This is a genomic window from Shewanella sp. AS16 (assembly GCF_021412365.1).
Lineage (GTDB): Bacteria > Pseudomonadota > Gammaproteobacteria > Enterobacterales > Shewanellaceae > Shewanella > Shewanella salipaludis.
On sequence record NZ_JAKCLK010000010.1, the window covers coordinates 16,068 to 39,265 of the forward strand.

Sequence of the window (23,198 nt, forward strand, 5' to 3'; positions counted from 1 at the left end):
TTAATCCTGCTCATTTGGCCTTCCCAGGGTCAATCGACCCAGCGCATCGCCCACCACCAGCACTTCGGTCAGCCGGCCCTGGTCGTCCTTCATCCTGAAAGCCAGCTCGAAGGCACTCATCTCGCCGCTGGGAAACAGCAGCACCTGAGGCTCTGGGTGCAGCTTCTTCTCCTCCGCGCTTGCCTCGATCAGCGGCTCGTCGAACCAGGAGGTCTTTTCTTCATCCTCCTGCACCAGAGGCAAGCCATCGAGCACCAGATCCAACTCGACCCCAGGCTTCATGGTTTTCTCGGCCAACAGCCTGTCCTGTTCCAGCGGTTGCCACTTGCCTTCGTCGTCATAGACAACAAATTTATAGCTGTCTTTCTCTACCACTATGCCGAGAAACTGGCCGCTCAGCACCGTCTCGTCGAGCACCATCTCGGTGGCGGCGATAAATTGCTGCGCCGACCGCTCCAGCAGCTGCTTGGGGCCTGAGTTGCCCATGGACATGGTGACGGCCGCCGCCGTCAACCCCATCAGCAGCACCACCAGCAGCACTTCCATCAGGGTAAAGCCTGCCTGGCGCGAATTATTCATCTTATTGGAAATTCTGCAGATTCCAGTTGCCTATGTCATCCTCTGTGCCCGGCTGATTGTCGGGACCGGCACTGAAGATGTCTATCTTGCCGTTCTCGCCCGGGCTCAACAGCAGATAATCGTTGCGCCATGGATCCTGTGGCAAACGCTTCACATAGCCACCTTCGCGGTAATTACGCGGCTCGGGAGAGATGCTTGGCTTCTGCACCAGCGCCTCGAGTCCCTGCTCTGTGCTGGGGTAAATGCCATTATCCAACTTATACATGTCGAGCGAATTCTCCAAGGCCACTATGTCAGACACCGCCTTCTGCTGATCTGCCTTGTCTTTGTTACCCATGAGGTTAGGGACGACCATGGAGGCCAGGATCCCCAGGATCACTATCACCACCATGACTTCCAACAGGGTAAAGCCTTTCTGTCTGTTTGCGTTTTGCATTTACTACTTCCTCAATAAAAATAATGTCTTACTCAGTTTGCGTGCCGCTTGGGTTGAGGGCTTATGGCCTCAACCACTGATCAGGTTATTCAACGCCAATATGGGTTGCAAGATAGCCATCACGATGAACAACACCACCGCCGCCATGCTCACCACCAGCATAGGCTCAAACACCCCGAGGGCGATAGTCACATTGGACTCGAACTCTCTGTCCTGGTTGTCGGCCGCCCGCTCGAGCATCTGCTCCAGCTGACCGCTTTTCTCGCCCGAGGCTATCATGTAGAGCATCATGGCGGGAAAGAGCTTGGTATTGGTCAACGCAGTTCCCAGGCTGGTCCCCTCCCTGACTCTGGCCGTCGCCTCATCCACCGCGCTTCTGACCCGGACATTCTGCAACACCTCGCTGGCGATACGCATGCCGTCGAGCAGAGGCACAGAACTTGCCGACAGTATGCTCAGGGTACGGGCGAAGCGCGCCGTGTTCAGCCCTTTACTGACTTTACCTATCACGGGCATATTCAGCAATGCACTGTCATATTTCATCCTGAATGCAGGTTGCAACAGCATGCGTCTGAACAGGGCGAAGAAGATCACCAGGGCCGCCAGCACCAACAGGCCGTAGGACTGTACGAAGTCGGAGGCGGCGATCAGGAACTGAGTGCTGCCGGGCAACTCGGCCCCCATGTGTTCGAACTGGCCGACCACCTTGGGCACCACGGCCGCCAGCAGTATGGAGATCACCCCTATGGCGACTGTGGTCAGCACTATCGGGTAAATCATCGCCTGGGTCAGCTTGCTCTTGAGCTGCTGGCGCCGCTCCGTGTAGTCGGCGAGCCGGTTAAGCACCACTTCCAGATGACCGGATTTCTCACCCGAAGCCACCATGGCACGATAGAGATCGTCGAAGATATGCGGAAATTCCGCCATGGAGTCGGCCAGGTTATAACCTTCGACCACCCGGGAGCGCACCGCCATTATCATGCTGGCGAGGCGATCTTTCTCACATTGCTGCCCCACCGCCTTGAGTGATTCTTCGATCGGCAGCCCCGCCGCCACCAGGGTGGCTATCTGGCGGGTGATCAGCGCCAATTCGGCGACGCTGATCCCCCGCTTGAACAGGCTGAAGCCGCCACGCTTGGCCCGCGCTTCCTTCTCGGTCACAGGCTGAATATCCAGAGGCATCAGCCTTTGCTCCCTGAGCTGGCTGCGGGCATGCCTGGCGGTATCGGCTTCGATCACCCCCTTCTGTTGCTTGCCCTTGGTATCCAAGGCCTTATATTCGAATGCCGGCATGGGTTATTCCTCGCGGGTGACGCGCAACACTTCTTCCAAAGTGGTGATCCCCGCCAGGACCTTGCTCATGCCATCATGCCTGATGCTGGGCACACGCTTGCGTATGTATTTCTCGATCGCCAGCTCGCCACGACCGCCGTGAATATACTCACGCACTGTATCGTCCACCAACAGGAGTTCATGTATGCCGGTACGGCCACGGTAACCGTTATTGCCACAGGCCTTGCAGCCATTGGCACGGAATATATGGCGCTGATCGTCACTCGCCATCCCCAGCAACTCGCGCTCACGCTCGTCTGGTACATGGGCCGTCTTGCACTTGGGACACAGGGTACGGATCAACCTCTGGGCCAGGACCCCGAGCAAACTGGATGACACCAGGAAGGGCTCGACCCCCATGTCCTGCAGACGTGTGATGGCGCCGGAGGCGGTATTGGTATGCAGGGTGGAAATCACCAGGTGGCCCGTCAAGGAGGCCTGCACCGCGATCTGCGCCGTTTCCAGATCGCGGATCTCCCCTATCATGACCACATCGGGATCCTGACGCAGTATGGCCCTCAGCCCGCGGGCGAAGGTCATGTCTACCTTGGTATTGACCTGAGTCTGGCCTATGCCCTCGAGTTCATACTCTATGGGATCTTCGACCGTGAGGATATTGGTGTCTTTGGAGTTGATCTCTGTCAGGCCGGCATACAGGGTAGTACTCTTGCCCGAGCCTGTGGGGCCTGTGACCAAGATGATGCCATGGGGCTTGCGTATCAATTCGTCAAACTGCACCCTGATACTCTCTGTCATCCCCAATTGTTGCAAGTCGAGATTGCCCGCATTCTTGTCCAACAGACGCAGCACCACACGCTCGCCATGGCTGGATGGCATGGTCGACACCCGCACATCGACGGCACGGCCACCGATACGCAACGAGATACGGCCATCCTGGGGCACGCGTTTCTCTGCTATGTCGAGCCTGGCCATGACCTTGATCCGCGACACCAGCAGTGATGACAGCTTGCGGTTGGGCTTGAGCACTTCCTTGAGCACCCCATCGACCCTGAAACGCACCACCAGCTGCTTCTCATAGGTTTCGATATGGATATCCGAGGCCTCTTCCTTGATGGCTTCAGACAGCAAGGCGTTGATAAGCTTGATTATTGGTGCATCATCGTCGCCTTCGAGCAAGTCTTCGGTCTGGGGTAATTCTTCCGCCAGGGTGAAGAGATCCATCTCGTTGCCTATGTCTTCCATCAGCTGCTGGGCTTCGGAAGAGTTGGCCTGGTAGGCCTGGGTCAGCTTGGCTTCGAATTTACTGGCCTCAATTTTCACCAGGGGCAACTCGACGCCGGCGTAGCGCCGCACCTCGAGCAGGGCGGCGACCGGGGTATTATCCGTATAGAAGAGGCTGAGGGCATCCTGCTCGCCCCTGGACAAGACCACTTCGTATCTGTGGGCGAAGGCGAAGGGCAAACGTTCCTTGCTGGTGGAATGAAATACTTCATCCCCTTCGGCATCCATCCCCAGCGTCAGCTCGTTGCTGACGGCGGCGAGATCCTCGCCTTGGGCTAGTTCTATATCACTCATGGGACTGATCTTTCACTTTAGTGTCGTTGATGACCTTCAAGGCGGGATCGGTTTCGCGCATATGGGTATCCAGGCCCTTACCCTCTTTATAGCGCTCGAGAATGTTATTCACTTCCGGCGGCAGATAGGCTTCCTGGCTCCATTCCGGCAGCACAGGCACCTGGGTATTAGGCATGAGGTTGATGCCGCGCTCCTGTTGCTCCAGCTGCAACGCCCTGAAATAGTTGTACTTACGGCCGGCGATGCCTTCCATGGTCATGCCATCACGGATGATGGTCGGCTTGATGAACACCATGAGGTTCTTCTTCTTCTTGCCGCTGGAGGAAGACTTGAACAGATGGCCGATGAAGGGAATGTCACCCAAAAGCGGAACCTTCTGTATGCTCTCCTGCACTTCCTCGTTGATAAGCCCCCCGAGTACCACTATCTGGCCCGAGTCGGCCATCACGGTCGTGGTCAGACGACGGGTCGCGAAGGTCACGTCGACCCCTGTCTTGCCGTTGATGCCGGACACTTCCTGCTCTATGGTCAGCTTGACCGCGTTGCCTTCGTTGACCTGAGGCACCACCTTGAGCTTGACCCCCACTTCCTTACGTTCGACCGTCTGGAAGGGGTTGCTGTTGCTGGAGCTGGCGGTAGAGCCGGTCAGAATAGGCACTTCGTCGCCGACTATGAAGGAGGCTTCCTGGTTATCCAGAGTGGTGATGGACGGGGTTGCCAGCACGTTCGACTTGGTGTCGCTGGAGATCGCCTGGATCAGCGCGCCGAAGTCCCCCCTGGCCAGGCCCCAGGCCATGCCATTGACCTTGCCGAGGGCTTGCGCCAGCAGGGTGATATCGCCCGGGGTATCAGGGTTGTTGGTACAATTCTGGTTATCGCCGGCACCGCTACAGGTCTGCGAAGCCTTCTTGTCTCTGGCACTCCACACGCCAGCGCCGACTTCGCCTATGGTTGGCCCCAGGTTATTGAACTGGGTGCCGCCACCGGCAGTGGTTGCCCACTGTACCCCGAAGCCGACATCGTCGCCCTCGGCCACTTCGACTATGATGGCCTCGACCAGCACCTGAGCCCTGCGTATGTCCAGCTGATTGATGACGCTCTCTATGGTACGCATCTGATCCGGCTCGGCGCTGATCACCAGGGCATTAGTGTCGACATGGGCCATGATGTTGATTTCGTTGCGACGCTTATTGCCTGCCTTGGCGCCGCCGTCTTTGCTGTCTTCCAGTTTCTGGGCAAAACCCGTCAGCACTTCGACCAGGTCTTCCGCCTTGGCATAGCGCAAATACCTTACCTTGGTATTGCCCGTGCTGGCCTGCTCGGCATCCAGCTTATGGATCAGCTCCACCACCCGCTGGCGGCTCTTCTCGTCGCCACTGACGATGACGGCGTTGATCCTTTCATCTGCCACCACCTTGGGGGCCTGACCCGGCATCTGTGCCTGGTTGGCTGAGGCACGGTAGAGGGTATCTATGATACGCACCATTTCCCCGGCAGAAGCGTATTCCAGCGGCACCACCTGCACTGCGGTATCGCCCTGCTTGTCGACCCGGCGCACTATCTCCACCAGCTTATTCACCACGGCGGCACGGCCGGAGATCATCAGCACGTTGGAGGGATCATAGTTGACCACGTTACCGCCGCCGGCATTATCGTTGAGTTGGCGCAACAGGGGGGCCAGCTGTTTGGCCTCAGTGTTATACAGGGCCACTATGCGGGTCACCATCTCATCGCCTATGCCGGGCTTGGCATCGTCGGCAACCCGGATCGCCGCCGTCTTGGCATCCTTATCCTTGATGATCTTGATGATGCTGTTATCCACCTCGACCACGGCATAGCCATAGACCTGCAGCACATTGAGGAAGAATTGATAATATTGTTCATCGTTGAGCAAGTCATAGCTGCGGACGTTGATCTTACCCCTTATGGTAGGATCTACTATGATAGTTTTATTGAGGTTCTTGCCGACTATGTTGATGAATTCCTGAATGTCGGTGCCTTTGAAGTTCGCCGCATATTGCTCGGCCCACACCAGCTGCGAGGCGAGCATGCTGGCCCCGGCGACGACTGCGGCGATTAGCTTGCGGCGGTTCACTTTCTTGTTCATTCTTCTTCTTCCCCTGCTTTATTGCGGCAAACTAAACATGATCTCGACCAGTTGCCCATCACGCTCGACCATGATGGACACTTCCGTCAATTCGGCCAACTGTGCCATAACTTCCAACGCCTGACTCATTTCGGTCAGATCGTAACCATTGATAGACTTGGCCAAGTCATTGGGCTGAAAACCGGCTTGCTTGAACAGCGCCGCATCCTTGCCCGGATTCAATCTGTAACCTACCAGCTCATCCCCCTGTTTTACCGGGGATATCGCCAGGTAGTCGGTGATCTTGCTCGGGTCGGCCAACAGCTCTTCGCGGGACTCGGCCAACTCCTGGGTGACTTCACTGTCGCGGCGGCGATCGACCCGCTGCACCCTGTTGCCCTTGGCTTGCTGCAACTGTTCGTTGACCTGGCTCTGACTGGTATACTTGAGGCCGTCGAGCATCAGGGTTTCATAACGCCCGGCGTTGGTGATGATGATGCGATCGGCATAGACTTCCTTGAGCGATGCCGAAGTGCCCTTGATCTTATCCCCCAGGCCATAGGTTTCCTGGCTGCCGGCGGACTCTATCACCGCCAGGCCCTTCTGCTCGGCGGTGGAGGCCACCACGCCGGTGAGCTGGATCGACAGCGAGGTCTTGGGCGCATCCGTCACAGTTTCCACCGGCTCGACCTTAGGTTTATCGGATTGACCTGCCTTACCGAACAAACCCAATTGCAACACCTCCCCTATGTCAACCTTAGTGCCCTGGCCCACGCTTTGGGGGCTTGGCGACCAGTTGCCTGTCCGTTGGGAATTGGGGACGAGTTTCCAGCTGATCTGGGCTGCCAGATACAAGGCGAGAATGAGCCCCAGCCAGAACACGATCTGGCTCAAGGCTCTGTGGGGGACCCCGGCAGCTTTGGCGATAATCTTATCTAATATATCCATATTTATTTGGACCCTCGATACAGGTCTCTGTTCTGATTATAATAATTTAACAAATCCTGCCACATGCTAACCTAGCTGGCTTAGCGCAACAAGCCCATAACACCACTAGCATTGGCGATATTTAACCAATTATGCTAACTTTGCGCGCCATCGAGGCATGGGAAGCGTGATATCGTCAGAGCATGAGCTTCATGACTGAAAATCACAACCCGCTGACCGCCACGGCAAACCGACACTCGCCCCGAGCCCGTTGGAGGAACCATGACCGACAGTCATAACGATAGCACAAGTATCAGACTCGATAAGTGGCTCTGGGCGGCCAGGTTTTACAAGACCCGGGCCATAGCCAAAGAGATGATCAACGGCGGCAAGGTACACTATAACGGCCAACGCACTAAATCCAGCAAACTGGCCGAAGTAGGCGCGCGGCTCAGGATACGCCAGGGATATGACGAAAAAGAGATCGTCATACTGAATTTATCCCAGCAACGCCAGAGTGCCACCGTGGCCCAGACCTTATACGAGGAAACGGCCGAGAGTCAGGCCAAACGCCAGATTAACGCCGAGGCCAGGCGGCTTAACATGCTGAACAACCCGGCGCCGGACCATAAGCCGGACAAGAAACAACGGCGACAGCTGACACGTTTTAGAGACATCTAACCAGTGAGAGTTCAAATGAGCAAAGATATTTTACACCGCTACCTGTTTGACAACGCCGATGTGCGTGGCGAACTGGTGCAGCTGGAGCAAAGCTATCAACAGATGCTGGCCGCCCACGCGTATCCCAAGGTATTGCAGACCCTTCTGGGTCAGCTGATGGCCGCCACCTCACTGCTCACCGCCACCCTTAAGTTCAGCGGCGACATCAGCGTCCAGCTGCAGGGCGATGGTCCCGTCTCCCTGGCGGTGATCAACGGCAACAACCTGCAGCAGCTGCGCGGTGTGGCGCGTTGGAGCGGCGAGCCGAGCGACGATGCCAGTCTGGAACAATTGTTTGGCAAGGGCTATATGGTGATCACCCTGACGCCGGATCAGGGCGAGCGTTATCAGGGCGTGGTCGCCCTGGATAAGGCAGATCTGGCCGCCTGTCTGGAAGACTATTTCACCCAGTCCGAGCAGCTGCCTACCCGCATCTGGCTGTTTGCCGACGGCAAGCAGGCCGCAGGCATGTTGTTGCAGGTGCTGCCGAGCGAGTCGGATCACGCCGAGGACTTCGACCATTTGAGCCAACTGACCGCCACTGTGAAGGCCACAGAGCTGTTCGACCTTGAAGCCGAAGAAGTGCTGCATCGCCTGTATCATCAGGAAGAGGTGCGCTTGTTCGATCCCATAGAGGTCAGCTTCAAGTGCAGCTGCTCACGGGAGCGCAGCGCCGCCGCCATACGTACCCTGGATAAGGCCGAGATAGATGCCATTCTGGCCGAGGAAGGCAAGATCCGCATGGACTGTGAATATTGCAACAGCCGCTATGCCTTCGACAGCATAGATGTCGAAGGTATCTTCGCAGATACGCCGGCACCGGCAACGAAACAGTAACCTTGCTCAACTGAAAGGACGCCATCTGGCGTCCTTTTTTATGACGCCTGAACTTCCCGCTCACACATTCATCCCGCTTAAGTTACAATCAATTTCGCTACAGGAAGCCCCTGAGCGCAAACCAAAATCGGCAAGCAGACCGATATACTCACCTACATAAGATGGAGACCTTACTCATGGCGGATGAACTACACCGCGTACACCTTAACTGTTCGACGGCACAGCTGGTCGAGCTGGCGCTGCAGCGAGGCGAAGGCCAACTCACGGCCGATGGCGCCCTGGTAGCCAACACAGGCAACCGCACCGGCCGTTCCCCCGGCGATCGTTTCATAGTCAAAGAAGCCGGCACCCAGCATGATATCGAATGGGGCCCGGTCAACCAGGCCTTCGATGCCGGTGCATTCGACGCCCTTTGGGGTCGGGTCGAGGCCTATCTGGCCGATAAGGAGTTATTCGTTTCAGAACTCGAAGTCGGTGCAGATCCCGTCCACTACCTGCCGGTACGGGTCACCACTGAATACGCCTGGCACCAGCTGTTTGCCCGCAACCTGTTCATAGTCCCGGAAAAGTTCAACAAAGGGGACAAGGCTTGCTGGCAGATCATCAACGCCCCTGGCTTCGAATGCGTGCCTGAACGTGACGGCACCAACTCGGACGCAGCAGTGATCCTCAACTTCGCCGAACGCAAGGTGCTGCTCGCCGGTCTGAAGTACGCGGGTGAGATGAAGAAATCCATGTTCTCGGTGCAAAACTTCCTGCTGCCCGCCAAAGGCGTGTTGCCCATGCATTGCTCGGCCAACGTCGGCGCGGATGGCGATACCACCCTCTTCTTCGGCCTGTCCGGCACGGGCAAGACGACACTGTCGGCCGATCCCAAGCGCTTCCTGATAGGCGACGACGAACACGGCTGGGCACCGGGTGGGGTGTTCAACATAGAAGGCGGATGCTACGCCAAATGTATCGACCTGAGCCAGAAGAACGAGCCGGTGATCTGGGATGCCATACGTTTCGGCACAGTGCTGGAAAACGTGGTCATGGACAACAAGCGGGTACCTGACTATAAGGATGCCAGCCTGACGGAGAACACCCGCGCCGCCTACCCGCTGGAACACATTGCCCAGCGCAAGGAAGACAACTGCGGCGCCGAGCCCCATGCTGTGGTGTTCCTGACCTGTGACGTCTCCGGCGTCTTGCCGCCCGTGTCTATCCTGACCAAGGAACAGGCCGCCTATCACTTCCTGTCCGGTTACACGGCCAAGGTAGGTTCTACCGAGGTAGGCTCGACATCGGCCATCCAATCGACCTTCTCTACCTGTTTCGGCGCGCCTTTCTTCCCACGCCCTGCCGGTGTCTATGCCGAGCTGTTGATGCAGCGCATAGCCTCTTTCGGCAGCCAGGTCTATCTGGTCAACACGGGTTGGACCGGCGGCCCACACGGCATAGGCAAGAGATTCGACATACCTACTACCCGTGCGATAGTCGATGCCATAGTCAATGGCTCGCTCAAAACCGCCGAGACAGAGCACCTGGAGCAACTGAACCTGGCTGTGCCTGTGGCTATCCCTGGCGTCGACAGCCAGCTGCTCAACCCGATCAACACCTGGGAAGACAAGGCCCTGTATGCCGAATACGCCCAGCAACTGGCCGAAGCCTTCAGTAACAACTTCGCCAAGTATCAGGTGTCTGATGCGATCAAAAATGCCGGCCCCAAGCGCTAGTCACGCCCTGTAGTCAGTATTAACAATCCCGGCCACAGCGCCGGGATTTTTTATGGCTGTCATCCGGGTCCATCGACAAGCTTACCCATCTATCCTGAAATCTAACGCTGCAACAGTGGGTTGTGCGGATTTTCCAGGCCGGGACACTTAAGCCGAATGAAAATTATCCTGAAAAACTCGGCACAACCGGGAATTACTACCTACAATTTTTCTGTCCAAGGACTGACCGCACGCTAGCGTCTTGCGGCCACAATCCTTGACGGCAACTCAAGCAAACTTGCAAGCGTGACATGGTGTTACGTCGGACCTGAAACTTCCGGAAAATGGGAATTTTTACCTGGTCCACAACTCAAAAGGAATTAGTCATGAGTGAAATAAACTGGAATGATGGTGCAGTATCGACACTGACGGGTGGTGACACCTTGACCTGTGCCAATCTGAAGCAGGGACAGCTTTACGCGGTTTTTCTCTACAACTCGGCAGGCGAAGATGCCAACATAGGGGTCAACGTCAACATTGGTAACCTCTACCCACCAAAAACAGTGACAGTACCAGGCACCACGGGCAACATGGGCTTGGCGGCCCTGGCTCTGGTCTCAGGCACAGATACCCAAACGGTCTCTATTTCGATTACCAGTCAGCAGCAAGGTTCGAAAGTGACCGCTTGGTTAGGCAGCGTCGGTATGCCGACCAATACCTCTGGCCTGAACAATCAGTCCTTGCCTTTCAATGGCGAACAACAGCATTATGACAAGTGTTACCGTTATTATGCCGTGCCCAAGAGCCAATGGTACCAATTGACGCTCAACAGTCCTGTGACTCAGTTCATCTCGACCCAATTCACCGAAAACTACCTGAATGTGTTCATCAACAATCCTGTCGGTGATCCTGCCACTGTGATAGTGCCAACGGGCTCGGTGAAAGAAGGCGCGCCCGGCCTTGGCTCTTATCAGATAGTGAAGTCGGATTCGACACCTCAGACCATCACCTATCAAGATCAGGGCAATGGCCAGCAAAAGGTGTGGATGAATGCCGACAGCGGTCAAAATTCAAACAACTCCTCCATCGCGGCTCAGTACATGTAACTGACGTCAGTGAAAATGTGCGCCAATGAATGGATCAGGCATCGAAAAGGTGCCTGATTTATTTATGAAAAATCTTATCCCCCCCAAAGATGACTTGCGACCTGATATTCCGCGCCGAGCCTTTCTGCGGCTCTCCCTGGGGCTGGCCGCCACCGGCATGCTGAGCTGCTGCCACAACTATGACTTCCTCGATGCCTGGGCCATGCCCGCCACCCAAGACGACAATCTCATCGATTGGGACGATGGCCGGCTGATCAACCTTAGCCAAGGCGAAACCGCCGTCTGCAGTACACTCAAGTCGGGGCAATTGTACTGCCTGTTCCTGTACAACAGCTCGGCCAGCGATCACAATGTCGACGTGACCCTGGTGTGGAGCAACTCGCAGCCGCCTGTGACTGTCACTGTGCCCGGGACCGAGGGCAATCAAGGCCCCGCCTCTCTGGTGCTGGTATCAGGCCGGGATACCACCACTATTTCGGCGGCAATCACTCAGACGAGCAGCGGCAGTATCGAGTGCTGCATTGGCAGCGTCGACATGCCGACCAACACAGAGGGCTTGCGCAACAGGCGCCTGCCGGGTAATGGCAAGCCTTCGCCATTGCTGAAACACAGCCGCGACTATGCGGTACCCGAATGCTCCTGGTATCAACTCACCCTGGAGAACAAATACAATCAATCCCTCGTCATTCAATTCCAGCAGCATAGCGCAGTGATCTACATAGTTAACCCGGCTGTCGATGCACAAGCCTTCGTCACTTCACTCATCACTGCGCTCGGCTCAGTCAAGCGAGATCAGGATTATCGCGTCGAGCAGCCGTCACAGGGGGAATTGCCTCAATACCTCAGCATCCAATTCCAGGGCGATGGTGCCCAGCGGGTATGGATGAGTTTCAGCAGTGAACAAGACTCCCGGGATACCTTCATCACCCTACAGGCGCTCAACCCCCAGCCGGATGCCAAGCCGGCAGCCGTCCAGGCGCTACCAGGGGGCCAGGTTTACAAGCAGCCTTTGCTCCATGCCGCCCCACAGCCCGTATCCAAGCAATAACCTCTGCTTGGCCTGCCACATGGGCTGACACCAAGCTGCGCCCCGTACGGCATAGGGTATTTAGGAAACGGACACTGCAAGCCCAGGTTGAATTCGGCGCGTCGATTCAAGCCGCATTATCCAGCCGACTCCCTTGCACTCTCAGTGCTTTTAATGAAAGATATCAATCCAATATAACGCCATCACCGGACACCTGCCCATGCGCCTCTTCTCCTTCCCCACCCTGGTCGCGACCCTGCTTGCCTCTATCTCGGCGGTTGGCCCGGCCCTGGCCTCGGAAACCCTGGCCTTGGAAACCTTGGCGGCGCCGGATCTTGCCACCGTGCAGACCGCTGCCCCCCTGGCTGACGCCACTTTCACCAATGATGCCATATTGCCGCCGCACTCAGAGTGGCATGGCGCCAGTGAGGCCCTGATGCTGGCACCGGAAGCGGCCTGGGCGACCCCATTCGAGCAGAGCCGCGGACTGGAGAGCCCCAGCTATGATGACACCTTCGCCTGGCTGGATAAGCTGGTCGCCCGGAGCGACAAGCTGCAGAAGGTCAGCCTGGGCAAGAGCCCCCAGGGGCGGGATATCTGGATGCTTGTCGCATCGAGCGAGGGTGCGGCCGACCCCGTCAGTCTGAAACGCAACGGCAAGCCCAGTGTCTTGGTCCAGGCGGGAATACACGCAGGGGAGATCGACGGCAAAGATGCCGGCATGATGCTGCTCAGGGACCTGGTGTTGGGTGACAAGGCCGGGTTGCTCGACAAGGCCAACCTGCTGCTGGTGCCCATCTTCAGCGTCGACGCCCACGAGCGCAGTGGCGCATACAACAGGGTCAACCAGCGTGGTCCGGTGAAACTGGGCTGGCGCACCACGGCCAACAACCTCAATCTGAACCGCGACTATACCAAGGCAGATACCCTGGAGATGCAGCACATGCTGACGGCCATCAACCTCTGGCAGCCGGAGCTCTACATAGATGTGCATGTGACCGACGGCATAGACTATCAATACGATGTCACCTTCGGCTATAACCTGCCCAAGGGCCTGAGTCCGGCGAGTTACCTGTGGCTGGAAAATAACTATAGACCCGCTGTCGAAGCCGCACTGACGGCCAAGGGACACATACCTGGGAGGCTCATCTTCGCCCTGGACAACGGCGATCTGTCTAAGGGCATGTCCCTGTGGCGCGCCGGCCCGAGGTTTTCCAACGGCTATGGCGACGCCCGCCATCTGCCCACCATACTGATAGAAAACCATAGCCTCAAGCCCTTCAAACAGCGGGTGCTGGGCACCTATGTCATGCTGGAGCAGACGCTGAAAACCGTCGGCGCGCAGGCCACCCGCCTCAAGTCGGCCATTCAGGAAGATAAGTACCGCGCCTCGCCGCTGGTCACCCTGACCTGGAAGAGCGCCCCCCAGGAGCAGGGCTGGGACTTCAAGGGCATAGACTATCGCCTGGAGCAGAGCCCCATCAGCGGAGCCCCTGTGGTGCGCTGGCTCGGCACCCCCAGGCTCTACCCTAACTTGCCTGTGTTCGGTGATACAGTGGCCGACATCAAGATAGTCCGCCCCTCGGCCTATTATGTGCCGCCACAGTGGACCCAGGTGATAGCCAAGTTGCGCTTGCATGGCATACGCATGACGCCCTTGACCCAGCCGCAGACGCTGCAATTGCAGCAATACAGTCTGGGCGAGCCCAAATTTGCCCCCCGGGATTACGAGGGGCACCAAAGAGTCAGTGCCGATGTCAAACTCGACCGGGTCACCCGCACCTTAGTCCCCGGGACCATGAAGATAAGCACGGACCAACCCCTGGGGGATCTGGCCATCATGTTGCTGGAGCCCCAGTCAGCGGATTCCCTGTTTCAGTGGGGCTTGTTCAATCCCGTGTTTACCCGCACCGAATATATAGAGGATTATGCGGTAGAACCTCTGGCGGCCAAGATGCTGGCACAGGATCCCCGCCTCAAACAGGAGTTCGACCAGGCATTGGCAGACCCCGAGTTCGCCGCCGATCCCAAGGCAAGGCTGCGCTGGTTTTATGAGCGCAGCCCCTATTATGATGCCCAGTACCTGACTTACCCGGTCCTCAAGGCCCGTTGAGGAAGCTGGCGCCAGCAGCCGGACTCGATGCGGCTTACAGCAAGGCCAGCTTATGCCCCAGAGGACTGGCCTCGTCCCTGGTCAGCACCAGGCTGTAATTGCTGCTCCCATCCAGGGCTATGGCCGAAGATTGATATACCAGGGTGAGGGTGCCGTTGTCGGCCTTATGCACTATGTTGATCTCATAGTCGTCGGCGGGCAGCGTGATGCTGGCCTGCTCGGCAAAGTCCAAGTCCCCCAGGCTGTAGGCGGCCGTGTCTATGGTTTCTGAGGCGCGCACGAAATACACCTTCAAGTCATCATAGTCGCTGGCAAGGTTGGCAATATCCACCTTGTACTCGAAGGCCCTGGGGCGCCAGTCATGGGCTATCACCATGCCCCGGGTCTGACCATCGGCATCGGCGTAGATCAACACAGACTTGCTCTCATCCTGATTGAAGGTCACCAGCAGGTTATCGAACAAGCCAGCCTTGGAGTTACTGTCGGCCACTGTGATGCCATAATCGTCGAACGCCGTCTGGCTGAAGTCGGTCACTGCCCCGGGCGCGACATCATAGAGGTATTGGCTCTCCTGCTTGCTGGCGAGTCGCACATCTATCTGCTTATCCGCCAGACCGTTGTAGACCCGGTATTCGGCGACGGCTTCCAGGGCGGCATAGTTCACCGGAGTACTGGTGGAGTCGACACTGTCCAGGGTGATCTTGAGCTCACCCGCACCGAAACTGGCGCGGATCACCAGCTTGTAGACGGTTTCATTGCTGAAATCCATGATCCCTGTGGTATAGAGGATCTTGGTGCTGCCGGCCTCCGTCAGGTAAGCGACATAGTCGCCGGTATCGAACATCTGCTCGCCCGTGTAATCCTTATAGGCCAGGCTGCCCAACATCTGCGCCTGGGAGAAATCCGCCCCCGCAGGTGCGACATAGACATCGAACGCCGCGGCATCCGCTGCGGCGTTGACCGCCAGGAGCTGCATCTTGCTGTAGTCATTGTCTGTATCGGCATTGAGCCTGTCCATCTCGCCGCGCGAATAGCTGACGTCCAGCAACTCGGGTGTCAGATAGTCACCCAATAACACCAGCAAATGGTTGCTGTCGCTGGCCAGGTTCAGCGTTTCCGAATACAGGCTCACCTCATCGGCGTCGGCATCCGCCCCCAGGATGCTGACCTCGGTATTGCCTGTGTTGTACTCATACCTCGGCATGGCATCGGCAAAGTCTATGGCGGCATACTCATAGTCGTCGAGTACCAGGGCTGTGGCCCTGCTGTTGGGTGACGCATTATAGTACTGGACATAGGCCACAGCTGAACTGCCACTCTCACTGTCGCTGCCACAGCCGACCAAGGCGGCACAGATCAAAGGCAGGGCCAGATAACCGCAAACTGTTTTTCTTTTCATAATCACTCCATTAACCCATTAATTACATTTGCACTGCTATGACCCAGGTGGCGGGTAAATCAGTGTCAACCAATGTAAAAAGCCGCAAGACTTCCGCAGCCTGGTGTCAACAGAACGCCATGGCCGCAGATCGGCGGCGACTCGGGCAAAAAAGATGGGCAAATTCGCTAAAACTTGGTTTTTTGTCCCATGGATAGCTTGTTAAAACGCGACCATACTCATGATGAAGAATATTTATAGCGTTAAATCATATAGTTACAACTTGGCACGCTCTGTGCTTTAACCGAGGAAGAAACGACAGGGAACACCCGGGTGTGGGCACAGGCCCCATGCCAGGCACAGAATACAGAGGAATAATCCATGAAAGGTCCAGCCATACTAGCCTCCATAACAGTGGCATTGAGTTCTTACCTGGCCAACGCCAACGCGGCCAGCGAACACCAGCAGCGCGAGCTGCAGCTGAGCGCCGCAGATATCCATGTGTTGGCCGCCCGGACAGGTGCCGGCAGCCTGGAGATCCAAGGTGTCGAGGGGCTGAATCAGATCTTGGTCAAGGCCGATATCTACAGCGACGACGAGGCACAGATCGACTTCAGCCTAGCGCGCCAGGCCGGCAAGGCCAAACTGGTCGCAGATGTTAAACAGGCCAAGGGCTTCTTCTTCGGCAGCTACGACTCTCCCTACATGGATGTGACAGTGCAGCTGCCTGCAGCCATGGCACTCGAGCTGGACGACGGCTCGGGTGGCATAGAGATAGCAGGCATGAGCGCCGACATCAGAGTCAAGGATGGCTCGGGCGCACTGAAGATAGTCGGTGGCAACAACCTCAGGATAGATGATGGCTCGGGTGCCATAGTCATCAGCCAGGTAACGGGTGACATAGAAATAGAAGATGGCTCGGGCGCCATAGACATAAGTCGGGTAACGGGCGACATAGAGATAGACGATGGTTCGGGCAACATGGACATACGCGACATTCAGGGCAAGGTCAAAATTCGCGACGGCTCGGGCAACATAGAGGTCAGCAACACCTTGGGGCTGACCATACTCGAGGCCGGCTCGGGCAAGGTCAGCTTCGACCAGATAAAGGGCGCCGTCAGCAGGCCCTGACAGACTTCCCGGCGCAGAGCGTGTCGGCCGCCCGGTTATGCCGGGTCACCGGCTCGCTTCTGCCCACCCCTTAGGCCGGGTGCCGGCACGCTTCCCCCCAGCAGTGCCAGTTTCTTGGCCCTGGGCAATTTCTTCAGCGCCAGTTCCCGCCGCAGGGCATCGCCATGACTGCCGACGGCCTCGCGGTACACCAGGGTCAATGGTCCCTTGCCACGCAGGTACTTGGCCGCCCTGGGCCCGCCACTGCTATGCTCGAGGAAGCGGCGTTCGACATCCTTGGTGATCCCCGTATACAGATGCTCGTTGGCGCAACGTATCATGTATAGCGACCAGACGGCTGAGGTCATTCCTGGCTCGCCCCCTGAGCCGCTTCACTATCCGGGAATAACAAGCCGAGGAAGAAGGCATACTCGAGCGCCGTGTCCTCATATTGGCGATAACGGCCGCTCTTGCCGCCATGCCCGGCTTCCATGTCTATCTTGAAGATCAGCTGATGCCTATCCGTCTTGTATTGTCTCAGCTTGGCGACCCACTTGGCGGGCTCGAAATACTGCACCTGGGAGTCATGCAGACCTGTGGTCACCAGCAGATGCGGGTAGGCCTGGCGCTTGACGCCGTCATAGGGGGAGTAACTCAGCATATAGTCGAAACTGGCCTTGTCGTTGGGATTGCCCCACTCGTCATATTCGTTGGTGGTCAGCGGCAGTGACTCGTCCAGCATGGTAGTGACCAAGTCGACGAAGGGCACATGGGCGGCGATGGCAAAATAACGCTCGGGCGCCTGGTTGGCGATGGCGCCCATCAACAGGCCACCGGCACTGGCGCCGGCGGCCAGCACACGCCCTTTATCGCCATAGCCTTGCTCCGTCAGTGCCTGGGTCACATCGATAAAGTCGTTGAAGGTATTTTGTTTATTGAACATGCGTCCGGCGTCATACCAGGGACGGCCGAGCATTTCGCTGCCGCGCACATGGGCTATGGCATAGACGACGCCCCTGTCCAGCAGGCTGATGACGGAGGAGGAAAAGTCCGGCTCTACCGTGTGGCCGTAGGCGCCATAGCCATATTGATACAGGGGATTGCTGCCATCCTTGCGAAACTTATCCTTGCGATACACCAGAGATACAGGCACTTGCACCCCGTCACGGGCCTGGATGAACAGGCGCTCGGAGCGATAATTCTGCGCATCGAAGCCGCCCAGTACCCGCTCCTGCTTGAGCAGGCGCCGCTCCCCGGGCCGGCCGAGATCGTATTCGAATATGGACTCTGGGGTGGTCAGGCTGGAGTAATAGATCCTCAGCTTATCCGTGTCCTGTTCGGCGTTGACATCCAGCCCCAGCACATAGGCGGCCTCGTCGAACTCCAGCTCGAAGGGCGCAGCACCATCCAGGGGATGCACCCTGATATGGCTGATGCCAAGCTCGCGGGTCTGCAGCACCAGATAGTCTTTGAGCAGCAGGACGTCTTCGATGCGGACATCGGCCGCATAGGGCAACACCTGTTGCCACTTGGACTTGTCGGCACTGTCGCTCGCCGTCACCTTCAGCAGGCGGAAATTGGTGGCCTGCCAGTTACTCAGCACATAATAGTCGTCGCCCAATTTGGCGATGGAATATTCATGGCCTTCTTCCCGCGGCAGGAAGGGCTTGAACTCGCCCAGAGGAGTATCTGCATCGAGCAGCGAGACTTCGCTGCTGGTGGTGCTCTCATGCAGCAGCACCAGCCGGGTGCCATCCAGGCTCTTGCCGAGGGAGATGTAGAAGGTGTCGTCCTGCTCTTCATAGACGAGTACGTCTTCCTTCTGGGGGGTGCCCAGTTGATGGCGAAACACTTGGAACCCCAGCAGCGTCTGGGGATCTTTGGCTATGTAGAAGAGATGCAGATTGTCATTGGCCCAGACGACCCGCCCCTCTGTGCCTTCGAGCACGTCGCCCAGCAGTTCGCCCGTGTCGAGATCTTTAAAATGGATCTGATAAATACGCCGGCTGAGGGTATCTTCGCCGAAGGCCAGCAGGCGCTCATTGGGGCTGACAGCCACCCCTCCCAGGCCATAGAATTCATGCCCGGCGGCGCGCAGATTGACATCCAGCATCAGCTGCTCAGGTGCATCCAGGCTGGTCTTGCGTCCTATGAGGGGGTATTCGCCGCCCGTCTGATAACGGCGATAATACCAATGCCGCTGCCAATGATAAGGCACACTCGACTCGTCTGTCTCCAGCCGCCCGACCAACTCGTCGAACAGGCGTTGCCGCAGCCCCTGGAAGGGCGCCAGCTGCTGGTCGGCGTAGCGATTCTCGGCCTCCAGGTGGGCGATTACCGCCGCATCTTGCCTGGCATCGTCCCGCAGCCAATAGTAATCATCGTTGCGGGTTACCCCATGCAGACTCATGGGATGGGGCCTCTGTTCCGCCCTGGGAGCGGCCACTGTCGCTGGGCCGGAGGTAGTGCAAGCGCTTAAGGACATAATGACACCCGATATGACTGAAAGTGATATGACAAAGATACTAGTGTAACGTCTCATTGAACCTTCCCTGTTGCGGCCCCAAAGCTGAGGCCAAAGTGTTTGCCTCTGTCCCTGCTCATCATCGAGGCCCGCATGGCCCTGGTATGACGCCCATGATAGAGGGCGGCGGTGTCCGAGTGCAATCCGTCAGGCAGAAATTACAGTCGAGGCAACCCATACCGCCATTAAAAGTCCCCCTTGCCTTGTTATCCCCAAGGATAAGGTGCACCATATGCGCGCTTTATCCTGCCCGAATGACATCATTCGGACTTGCTGGAGCACAATTCTCAGGGCGGGGTGAAACTCCCCACCGGCGGTAAATCAGGCTGCAACTCAAGCTGCAGCATGAAAGCCCGCGAGCGCCCAGGCCTTGCCTGGGGTCAGCAGATCTGGTGCCTCACCCGCAAACTCGGGTGCCATTCCAGAGCCGACGGTAATGCTCAGCAGTCCTGCTGACCGAGTCCGGATGGAAGAGAATATGAGATGCCAGCCGAGCCCGTCACTTGGGCCAACCCGGCTGCCCAGCTCTTATGATACGCAAACACGGCCCGGCCGTCGCTGCGCTATTCCTGCACGCCCTGATCCTGGAAATTCCAATGTCGTATTAAAGAGGATATTAATCATGGATCAGTCTTTACACAGCCCCTCACTGCTCGCCGCCTTCGGCACCGCCATAGAAAGAGTCGAAGCTGGCTTAGCTGCCTTGCGCCAAGGCCAGGGTATCCTAGTCGTCGACGATGAAGACAGGGAGAACGAAGGCGATTTGATCTTCGCCGCCGAATCACTCACCAACGCCCAGATGGCCATGCTCATCCGCGAATGCAGCGGCATAGTCTGCCTCTGCCTGCCGGATGAAAGAATCAAAGCCCTGGACCTGCCGCCCATGGTCGAGGATAACTCCAGCCAGTACGGCACCGCCTTTACCGTCAGCATAGAGGCCAGGGTCGGGGTCACCACCGGCGTATCTGCCGCGGATCGCGTCACCACCATCAAGGCGGCGATTGCCGACGATGCCACCCCTAACAGTCTGGCGCGCCCCGGCCATGTGTATCCGCTGCGGGCCCAGCCAGGCGGCGTACTCAGCCGTCGCGGCCATACCGAAGGCACCATAGACATGATGCGACTGGCCGGCCTCAAACCCGCCGGCGTGCTGTGTGAAGTCACCAACCCGGACGGCACCATGGCCCGCCTGCCGGAGATCATCGCCTTCGGCGCCCAGCACAATATGCCTGTGCTGACCATAGAAGACATAGTGGTCTACCGCGAAGCCCTTGAGCAAGAAGCCCTTAGCGCAAAGCCTCTTGAGCAAGAGTCACTGCTGGCCAAGGTCGGCTAGCGAGCCGCCGCAGTAACGCCGCCATGACAAAAAATCCCCCGCTAATCCCGGGGGATTTTTTGTCAGCTCACTTGACTAAAGCATATCAATCGCTACAGTCCCCCACCCCCGAAAACCTGCTTATTGGCCTTAATCAACCCGATTTTCACATTCTCATCTGTGGCAGCAACTAACACTTAATCGAATAACTTCGGTGTTATGCCTATCCTGGATTTTATTGAATCCGGCCTCCTTAGACTCTAGCATCTTGCTTGTTCCAAACTGCGTTTGGATTAAGATCGTGGGCTTTCAGCCCACACCCGAGCAAGGAGGACTGCTCGTCCTATCCTCCTTGCATCCACCATGACGCCCCGACGAAGCGGACAACTCCTCTGGCTTATGGGCATCTGAGCTAGCACCTCATATTCGCCGTCCCTGGCTCACCTGAGGCTAGCTCGGCATCCTTGCCTCGCTCACGCTCATCTGCTCCAACGCCTTTCGGCCGCTTCGATGGGGAGGGTGTATTTCTGTGACCTCAGTGTTTAGTGAAGCATTCGGGTTTCAAAATTGTTTTGCCTGTCCTGTCTTTCCATATGCTATTAATAGATGATAGGTTACAGACTTGAGCATGTTCATCAATTTGTCGTGCATGCGCACTATACAGCTGTTAGCAGCCTTACGGAGTTTTGCTCAAATATGGACTTTTTGGTTACACCAGCATTAGTTTTTCCTACTTGGTTAATTTTTACTTTAATCGCTTTACTCTTTGATCAAAGAATAAAGCGAAAAATATGGGCGCTTCGAGGTGGTAAAACTTTAAGAGTATTTAAACGACAGTATGGTTCTTATCGTGAATTCAATCATCGATTTAATGTAATGTTTTATTTTGATTCATTTGGTAAGTCACAGATGAAATATGTTAAAAATTCAGAGCAAAAGATATTACTAAAAACTACGTATAACAACATTAATTTTTGTAATTGGTTTTATTGTCATGCTAACAGTAATTGATACTTTGGGTGTAATAGGCAGCTAACAAGATAGATCAGCCTAAGGCGCACCTGGACCAAGTATTATGTGTTTCTGGGCTGAGTGTCGTGCTCGTGCCGTGTATTTGTCGTGGTGATTTCATTTTTATTGGTTATTATTTCCCGTGAATTAAATAGCTAGAACAGAGGAAGTTAATGCTCATTAGAAAACTAAGATTGCAAAGAGGATGGTCTCAAGAACACTTAGCTCAATTGACTGGGCTTAACACTCGCACGATTCAGCGTGTAGAGAGAGGCAAACCACCTAGCTTAGAGACATTGAATTCCTTAGCTGCTGTTTTTGAAATTGAACTTAACCAATTGCAAGAAGGGATTACTATGGACACTGAATCAAGAGTAGACTTAACAGAGCAAAAGGCAATTGAGCACGTACAAGGCATTAAAGGCTTTTACACTCACTTAACTATTTACGTCGGCGTTTTATTTATCTTTCTCATTATTAATTTATTCGACTCACCAGCTGAATTCTGGGTGCATTTACCCGCGATGGGCTGGGGGACTGGCATTCTTATTCATGGCTTGTGTGTGTTTGAAACATTTAACCTTTTGGGTCCTGATTGGGAAAAAAGACAAATTGAAAAACGCTTAGGTAGGAAGCTATAAACATATAGCGAGTGACTGTGGTGTTCAGTCAATATATTTGTATATTCCTTGCACACCACAACATTTTCTAGGACGAAAAGACAAAACATCCAAAACCCTGCTCAAAAAATAAGACAACAAGCCCATTTGCGGCAGCCATAGCCACAGAAAACACCAGTTTCCTTCTAAGTTGCGCAGAGCCTTGGCATGACGAGGGTCTGCGCTCGCATGTGTTTAGCCGTAAGGCTCTATGCTCGAATTCAATGCTTTACACAACAGTAACTTGTGATAACTTGGTGTTCATTGGAGCTATGCACAGATGCGCATTCGCACTATTGAAATGTTAGGCATGAGATGAGTCAAAGTCCTGAGTTATTGCGAAGATTGTTGCGCTCGAAAGATCGCATGGATGGCGCCCCCCACGAGGATTGGACGGTCGAGCGCCTGGCCCAGGTGAGCGCGGTTTCAGTGGCGCACTTTTCACGAGAGTTCAAAAAAGCCTTCGGCTTGCCTCCACACCGTTACCTGCTCACACGCCGCATAGAGCGAGCCACTGCATTACTCAGGGACACAGACCTGCCCATTACCGAAATTGCCTTTCGAACCGGCTGGAACAGTGTCGGCACCTTTGGGCGCATTTTCAATGACATTACCTGTGAGAGTCCAGGAGAGTTTCGAGCGCGTGCAAGTTCGATTTCAGACGCACGCCAAGACATGCCCGAATGCGTCATGCGCGCCGTCGATCGCCCGAACCTCAATATAGCAGTTTTGGAGAAGCGCCGACTTAAGTCTGCTGGCAAGCTATGAGTCCAATCTAAGGGAGGAGGTGTTATGACTAGAGGTG

The 23,198-nt window shown here is 56.1% G+C and carries 19 protein-coding genes and 1 riboswitch; of the genes, 10 read left to right on the forward strand and 9 right to left on the reverse strand.

Annotated features, from left to right (window positions below):
* From gspH to gspC, 6 genes are all read right to left on the reverse strand, one after another.
* On the reverse strand, positions 1–579 hold the full coding sequence (gene gspH / locus LZP73_RS16800) for a type II secretion system minor pseudopilin GspH (protein WP_234236113.1): 579 nt from the start codon (positions 577–579) through the stop codon (positions 1–3).
* A gap of 1 nt (position 580) precedes the next feature.
* Positions 581–1,015 carry a type II secretion system major pseudopilin GspG gene (gene gspG, locus LZP73_RS16805; protein ID WP_169564887.1) on the reverse strand — a complete coding sequence of 145 codons (435 nt, stop codon included), beginning with the start codon at positions 1,013–1,015 and terminating at the stop codon, positions 581–583.
* Positions 1,016–1,084: 69 nt separating this feature from the next.
* The gene (gspF, locus tag LZP73_RS16810; protein WP_234236114.1) at positions 1,085–2,308 is read right to left on the reverse strand and encodes a type II secretion system inner membrane protein GspF; all 1,224 of its coding nucleotides are present in this window, start codon (positions 2,306–2,308) and stop codon (positions 1,085–1,087) included.
* A gap of 3 nt (positions 2,309–2,311) precedes the next feature.
* Positions 2,312–3,883 (reverse strand): type II secretion system ATPase GspE, encoded by a 1,572-nt coding sequence (gspE, locus tag LZP73_RS16815; protein ID WP_326490361.1) that lies wholly within the window; start codon positions 3,881–3,883, stop codon positions 2,312–2,314.
* On the reverse strand, positions 3,876–5,990 hold the full coding sequence (gene gspD, locus LZP73_RS16820) for a type II secretion system secretin GspD (protein WP_234236115.1): 2,115 nt from the start codon (positions 5,988–5,990) through the stop codon (positions 3,876–3,878). The genes gspE and gspD overlap by 8 nt, the downstream gene beginning before the upstream one ends.
* 18 nt (positions 5,991–6,008) lie before the next feature.
* Positions 6,009–6,917: a type II secretion system protein GspC gene (gene gspC / locus LZP73_RS16825; RefSeq protein WP_234236116.1), complete on the reverse strand. Its 909-nt coding sequence runs from the start codon at positions 6,915–6,917 to the stop codon at positions 6,009–6,011.
* Between the two features lie 261 nt (positions 6,918–7,178).
* On the opposite strand from gspC, the gene hslR reads away from it, so the two are divergent.
* From hslR to LZP73_RS16855, 6 genes are all read left to right on the forward strand, one after another.
* Entirely contained in the window at positions 7,179–7,577 is a 399-nt protein-coding gene (hslR, locus tag LZP73_RS16830; protein WP_234236117.1) for a ribosome-associated heat shock protein Hsp15, read from the forward strand.
* 15 nt (positions 7,578–7,592) lie between these two features.
* Positions 7,593–8,453, forward strand: coding sequence for an Hsp33 family molecular chaperone HslO (gene hslO / locus LZP73_RS16835; protein WP_234236118.1), 861 nt, complete (start codon positions 7,593–7,595; stop codon positions 8,451–8,453).
* Positions 8,454–8,563: 110 nt separating this feature from the next.
* Positions 8,564–10,171, forward strand: a complete 1,608-nt coding sequence (locus tag LZP73_RS16840) for a phosphoenolpyruvate carboxykinase (RefSeq protein WP_267960228.1) — start codon at positions 8,564–8,566, stop codon at positions 10,169–10,171.
* Positions 10,172–10,536: 365 nt separating this feature from the next.
* Positions 10,537–11,256: a hypothetical protein gene (locus LZP73_RS16845; RefSeq protein WP_234236120.1), complete on the forward strand. Its 720-nt coding sequence runs from the start codon at positions 10,537–10,539 to the stop codon at positions 11,254–11,256.
* A 64-nt stretch (positions 11,257–11,320) separates the two neighbouring features.
* Positions 11,321–12,304 carry a hypothetical protein gene (locus tag LZP73_RS16850; RefSeq protein WP_234236121.1) on the forward strand — a complete coding sequence of 328 codons (984 nt, stop codon included), beginning with the start codon at positions 11,321–11,323 and terminating at the stop codon, positions 12,302–12,304.
* Positions 12,305–12,503: 199 nt separating this feature from the next.
* Complete coding sequence (locus LZP73_RS16855) at positions 12,504–14,396, forward strand: M14 family metallopeptidase (protein WP_234236122.1); 1,893 nt, start codon at positions 12,504–12,506, stop codon at positions 14,394–14,396.
* 34 nt (positions 14,397–14,430) lie between these two features.
* On the opposite strand, the gene LZP73_RS16860 is transcribed toward LZP73_RS16855, so the two are convergent.
* Complete coding sequence (locus LZP73_RS16860) at positions 14,431–15,795, reverse strand: hypothetical protein (RefSeq protein ID WP_234236123.1); 1,365 nt, start codon at positions 15,793–15,795, stop codon at positions 14,431–14,433.
* Positions 15,796–16,155: 360 nt separating this feature from the next.
* Here LZP73_RS16860 and LZP73_RS16865 point away from each other — a divergent pair, with 360 nt between their 5' ends.
* Positions 16,156–16,905 (forward strand): DUF4097 family beta strand repeat-containing protein, encoded by a 750-nt coding sequence (locus LZP73_RS16865; protein ID WP_234236124.1) that lies wholly within the window; start codon positions 16,156–16,158, stop codon positions 16,903–16,905.
* A 35-nt stretch (positions 16,906–16,940) separates the two neighbouring features.
* Here the strand turns inward: LZP73_RS16865 and LZP73_RS16870 are convergent, their stop codons facing one another.
* Complete coding sequence (locus LZP73_RS16870; RefSeq protein WP_326490362.1) at positions 16,941–17,252, reverse strand: GIY-YIG nuclease family protein; 312 nt, start codon at positions 17,250–17,252, stop codon at positions 16,941–16,943.
* Positions 17,249–19,369, reverse strand: a complete 2,121-nt coding sequence (locus tag LZP73_RS16875; protein ID WP_234236125.1) for a S9 family peptidase — start codon at positions 19,367–19,369, stop codon at positions 17,249–17,251. The genes LZP73_RS16870 and LZP73_RS16875 overlap by 4 nt, the downstream gene beginning before the upstream one ends.
* A 318-nt stretch (positions 19,370–19,687) precedes the next feature.
* Positions 19,688–19,890, forward strand: a riboswitch (FMN riboswitch).
* A gap of 140 nt (positions 19,891–20,030) precedes the next feature.
* Here LZP73_RS16875 and ribB point away from each other — a divergent pair.
* The 3 genes from ribB (at position 20,031) to LZP73_RS16890 (ending at position 23,161) form a co-directional block, all read left to right on the forward strand.
* The gene (ribB, locus tag LZP73_RS16880; RefSeq protein ID WP_234236126.1) at positions 20,031–20,744 is read left to right on the forward strand and encodes a 3,4-dihydroxy-2-butanone-4-phosphate synthase; all 714 of its coding nucleotides are present in this window, start codon (positions 20,031–20,033) and stop codon (positions 20,742–20,744) included.
* A 1,163-nt stretch (positions 20,745–21,907) separates the two neighbouring features.
* Entirely contained in the window at positions 21,908–22,375 is a 468-nt protein-coding gene (locus tag LZP73_RS16885; RefSeq protein WP_234236127.1) for a helix-turn-helix domain-containing protein, read from the forward strand.
* A gap of 333 nt (positions 22,376–22,708) precedes the next feature.
* Complete coding sequence (locus LZP73_RS16890; protein ID WP_234236128.1) at positions 22,709–23,161, forward strand: helix-turn-helix domain-containing protein; 453 nt, start codon at positions 22,709–22,711, stop codon at positions 23,159–23,161.
* The last annotated feature ends 37 nt before the right edge of the window (positions 23,162–23,198 follow it).